Raw genomic sequence first — 4334 nt, forward strand, 5'->3', positions numbered from 1 at the left:
CCCGCCCGCCGTGGGCGGACCGGTCAGCCGCGGTCGACGTTCCGCTCGTAGACCAGCCGGAGCCCGATCAGCGTGAGCCAGGGCTCGTGTTCGTCGATGACCGCGGACTCGCCCAGGACCATCGGGGCCAGGCCTCCGGTCGCGAGGACGGTGACGTCCTCGGGGTCGTCGGCCAGTTCGGACGCCATCCGGTGGACGATGCCGTCGACCTGCCCCGCGAAGCCGTAGACGATGCCGGACTGCATGGCCTCGACCGTGTTCTTGCCGATGACGCTCCGCGGCCGGGCGATCTCGATCTTGCGGAGCTGGGCGCCGCGCATCCCCAGCGCGTCGACGGAGATCTCGATGCCGGGCGCGATCACGCCGCCCACGTACTCGCCGCGCGCGGAGACCGCGTCGAAGGTGGTGGCCGTGCCGAAGTCGACGACGACGCACGGGCCGCCGTAGAGCTCGACGGCCGCGAGCGCGTTGATGATGCGGTCGGCGCCGACCTCCTTCGGGTTGTCCATGAGGATCGGCACGCCCGTCTTGACGCCGGGTTCGACGAGCACGGCCGGGATGTCGCCGTAGTAGCGCCGGGTGACCTCGCGCAGCTCGTGCAGCACGGAGGGCACGGTCGAACAGATGGCGATGCCCTCGATGTTGTCGCTCAGGTCGTCGCCGAGGAGGGGGTGCATGCCCATCAGGCCCTGGAGCAGGACGGCCAGTTCGTCGGCGGTGCGGCGCGCCTCGGTGGAGATGCGCCAGTGTTCGACGATCTCCTCGCCGTCGAAGAGGCCCAGCACGGTGTGGGTGTTGCCCACGTCGATGGTGAGCAGCATCAGGGCCGCTCCTTACCGGCGTTGGCCGCCTCGCCCGCGACGGCCGCGCCGGCGGCACCGCTCTCGGGGCGCAGGTCGAGGCCGATGTCGAGGATCGGGGACGAGTGCGTCAGCGCGCCGACGGCCAGGAAGTCGACCCCGGTCGCGGCGTACTCGGCGGCGTTGTCGAGCGTGAGGCGCCCGGAGGACTCCAGCCGCGCCCGCCCGGCGACCAGCGTGACGGCCTCGGTCGTCATGCCCGGCGTGAAGTTGTCCAGCAGCAGCAGGTCGGCGCCCTGGTCCAGGACCGGCGGGATCTGGTCGAGGCTGTCGACCTCCACCTCGATCGGCACGTCGGGGAACTCGGCCCGCACGCGGGCGAACGCCTCCGCGACGCCGCCGGCCGCGATGACGTGGTTGTCCTTGATGAGCGCCGCGTCCGAGAGCGACATGCGGTGGTTGACGCCGCCGCCGCACCGCACCGCGTACTTCTCCAGGGCGCGCAGCCCCGGGGTCGTCTTGCGGGTGTCGCGGACGGCGGTCTTCGTGCCCTCCAGTGCGTCCGCCCACGCGCGGGTCGCGGTGGCGATGCCCGAGAGGCGGCAGAGCAGGTTGAGGGCGCTGCGTTCGGCCGTGAGCAGGTCGCGGGTGCGGGTGCGGACGGTGAGCAGCCGCTGCCCGGCCGCCACCCGGTCGCCGTCCAGGACGTGGCGTTCGACCTCGAACTCGTCGGTGCACACGACGGAGAGGACGGCCTCGGCGACGCGGAGTCCGGCGACGGTGCCCGCCTCGCGGGCCGTGAAGTCCCCGGTGGCGACGGCCTCGTCGGGGATGGTCGCCACGCTGGTGACGTCCACGCCGCGGTCGAGGTCCTCCTCGACGGCGAGGTGGGCGATGTCCTCGACCTGGACGGGGTCGAGGCCCGCGTCGAGGAGGAGTTGGGCCAGGTCGGGGTCGAGACCGCACTCCAGCGGGTCGAGCCCCGGGTCGTCGGCGGCATCGGCCGAGCAGCCGCAGGCGTCGCCGCAGCCGCCTGCCGCCTCGGGCTGTTCCGCCGGGCCCCTGCCGATCTGGAGGAGGGGGAGGTCGTCGGTCACTTGTGCTCCTTGTGCTCGCTCATGACCGGCGGGAAGGCGGTCGTGTCGGTGGTGCGGACGGTGAAGCGTCCGCCGGGGGGCGTGCTGACGACCAGGTGACGGCGCCAGTTGGTGTCGTCGCGGTCCGGGTGGTCCTCCCGCCAGTGGCAGCCTCGTGTCTCCTCGCGGCGGAGCGCCGCCGTGACGAGGACCTGCGCGACCAGATGGAGGTTGGCCGTCTCCCAGGTGTCGACGCCCGGTTCGGCGGACTTGTCGTCTGGGGAGTCCGGGGAGGGCGTGAGGGCGGCGAGCCGCCCGGCGGCCTCGGTGAGGGAGCGCGCGCAGCGCAGGACGCCCGCGCCCTCCGTCATGACGCGCTGGATCTCGGTGCGTGCGGTGGGCGGCAGGAGCCCGCCCGTGGCCGGGAGCCCGCCCGTGGCCGGGAGACCGTCCGCGGAGGGGGCCGCGCCGGAAGGCCGCGCTGCGCGGTGCGCCCGGCCACGGGCGCCGGCGGCCGACTCGGCGACCCCCTCGACGATCCGCTCGCCGTCCTCCTCAGCGCCCCTCTCGGCGGTCCTCTCGGCGTCTCCCTCGGTGATCCGCTCGGCGATCCGCTCGGCGAAGACCAGGCCCTCCAGCAGGCTGTTGGAGGCGAGGCGGTTGGCGCCGTGGACTCCGGTGCAGGCGGCTTCGCCGCAGGCGTAGAGGCCGGGGACGGTGGTGCGCCCGTCCAGGTCGGTGCGGATGCCACCGCTGGCGTAGTGGGCGGCGGGGGCGATGGGCACGGGCTCGGTGACGGGGTCGATGCCGTGCGCGCGGCAGGCCGCCAGGATGGTGGGGAAGCGGGTCTCCCACATGGCGGCGCCGAAGTGGCGGCCGTCCAGGTACATGTGGTCGGTGCCCTGTGCGGCGGCGCGGCGCATGATGCCCTTGGCGACGATGTCGCGGGGGGCCAGCTCGGCGAGGGGGTGGGCGCCTTGCATGAAGCGGACGCCGGCCGCGTCGACGAGGTGGGCGCCCTCGCCCCGTACGGCCTCGGAGATCAGCGGCTGCTGGCCCTCCGCGTCCGGGCCGAGGTAGAGGACGGTGGGGTGGAACTGGACGAACTCCAGGTCGGAGACCTCGGCGCCGGCGCGGAGGGCGAGGGCGACGCCGTCGCCGGTGGAGACCGCCGGGTTGGTGGTGGCGGCGAAGACCTGGCCCATGCCTCCGGTGGCCAGGACCACGGCGGGCGCGCGGACGGCACCGACCCCGTCGTGCCGGCCCTCGCCCATGACGTGCAGGGTGACGCCCGCGGCGCGGCCTTCGGCGTCCGTGAGGAGGTCGAGGACGAGGGCGTTCTCGACGGTGCGGAGGGACTGCTCCCGTACGGCCTCGACCAGGGCGCGGGAGACCTCCGCTCCGGTGGCGTCGCCGCCGGCGTGGACGATGCGGTCCCGGTGGTGGCCGCCCTCCCGGGTGAGGGCGATCCGCCCGGTGCCGGAGGCGGTGTCGAAGCGGGCACCGGAGGCGATGAGCCGCCGCACCGCTTGGGGGCCTTCGGTGACGAGGGTGCGGACGGCCGCCTCGTCGCACAGCCCGGCGCCCGCTTCGAGGGTGTCGTCGAGGTGCTGGCCTGGGGTGTCGCCCTCGCCGAGGGCGGCGGCGATGCCGCCCTGGGCCCAGCGGGTGGAGCCGGCGTCGAGCCGCGCCTTGGTGACGACGACCGTGCGCACGCCGCGTGCCGCGCAGCGCAGCGCGGCGGTCAGTCCTGCGACGCCGGAGCCGACGACGACCACGTCGGCCTCCAGGGTCCAGCCCGGCGGCGGCGCGGGGAGTGCCGTGCCGGCTATGCCGGGGGTGGCCGCGGCTGCGGACTGGCGGCTGATCCGGGTCATCGCTCGGCTCCGAGGTGCAGGGGGATGTTGTCGATCAGCCGGGTGCGGCCCGCGCGGGCCGCGACGGCGAGGACGGCGTCCCCCTGCCAGGCGGCGTCGGTGATCTCGCGGAAGTTCGCGGGATCGACGAGGGCGACGTAGTCGACGTCGAGGCCCTCGGCTGCGTGGCCTCGGCCGTCCAGCACGTCGCGGGCGGCGCGCAGCACGGCCGCGGGCCCCGCGCCCGCCGCCTGTTCCCCGGCGCGCAGGGCGCGGGAGAGGGCGAGGGCGTGGGTGCGTTCGGGCTCGGCCAGGTAGCGGTTGCGGCTGGAGAGGGCGAGGCCGTCGTCCTCGCGGACGGTGGGGACGGCGACGATCGCGGTGGGGAAGTTGAGGTCCTCGACCATGCGGCGGACGAGGGCGAGCTGCTGGGCGTCCTTCTGGCCGAAGAGGGCGAGGCCGTCGTCCTCGCGGACGGTGGGGACGGCGACGATCGCGGTGGGGAAGTTGAGGTCCTCGACCATGCGGCGGACGAGGGCGAGCTGCTGGGCGTCCTTCTGGCCGAAGAACGCCGCGCCGGGTGCGGTCAGGTGGAGCAGCTT

Annotated in this window: 4 protein-coding genes; all 4 read right to left on the reverse strand. The window is 74.7% G+C overall.

Features of this window, described 5'->3' with window-relative positions; genetic code table 11:
* Positions 1 to 23 precede the first annotated feature (23 nt).
* Complete coding sequence (locus AB8Z75_RS32485; protein ID WP_369208340.1) at positions 24 to 821, reverse strand: type III pantothenate kinase; 798 nt, start codon at positions 819 to 821, stop codon at positions 24 to 26.
* Positions 821 to 1897, reverse strand: a complete 1077-nt coding sequence (gene nadC, locus AB8Z75_RS32490; RefSeq protein ID WP_369208342.1) for a carboxylating nicotinate-nucleotide diphosphorylase — start codon at positions 1895 to 1897, stop codon at positions 821 to 823. Before nadC ends, AB8Z75_RS32485 begins: the two co-directional genes overlap by 1 nt.
* A complete protein-coding gene (locus AB8Z75_RS32495; RefSeq protein WP_369208344.1) occupies positions 1894 to 3753 on the reverse strand; it encodes an L-aspartate oxidase in 1860 nt (619 codons plus the stop codon). Before AB8Z75_RS32495 ends, nadC begins: the two co-directional genes overlap by 4 nt.
* Positions 3750 to 4334 (reverse strand): pantoate--beta-alanine ligase (locus AB8Z75_RS32500; protein ID WP_369208346.1); only part of this gene is annotated, 585 nt, incomplete at its 5' end. The genes AB8Z75_RS32495 and AB8Z75_RS32500, both read right to left, overlap by 4 nt.

Source organism: Streptomyces sp. PU-14G, from assembly GCF_041028275.1.
In the GTDB taxonomy this organism is placed as follows: Bacteria; Actinomycetota; Actinomycetes; order Streptomycetales; family Streptomycetaceae; genus Streptomyces.

Coding starts and splice junctions, on each gene's coding strand:
- AB8Z75_RS32485 (WP_369208340.1), bottom strand. CDS start 821: ATGCTGCTCACCATCGACGTGGGCAACACCCACACCGTGCTGGGCCTC.
- AB8Z75_RS32495 (WP_369208344.1), bottom strand. CDS start 3,753: ATGACCCGGATCAGCCGCCAGTCCGCAGCCGCGGCCACCCCCGGCATA.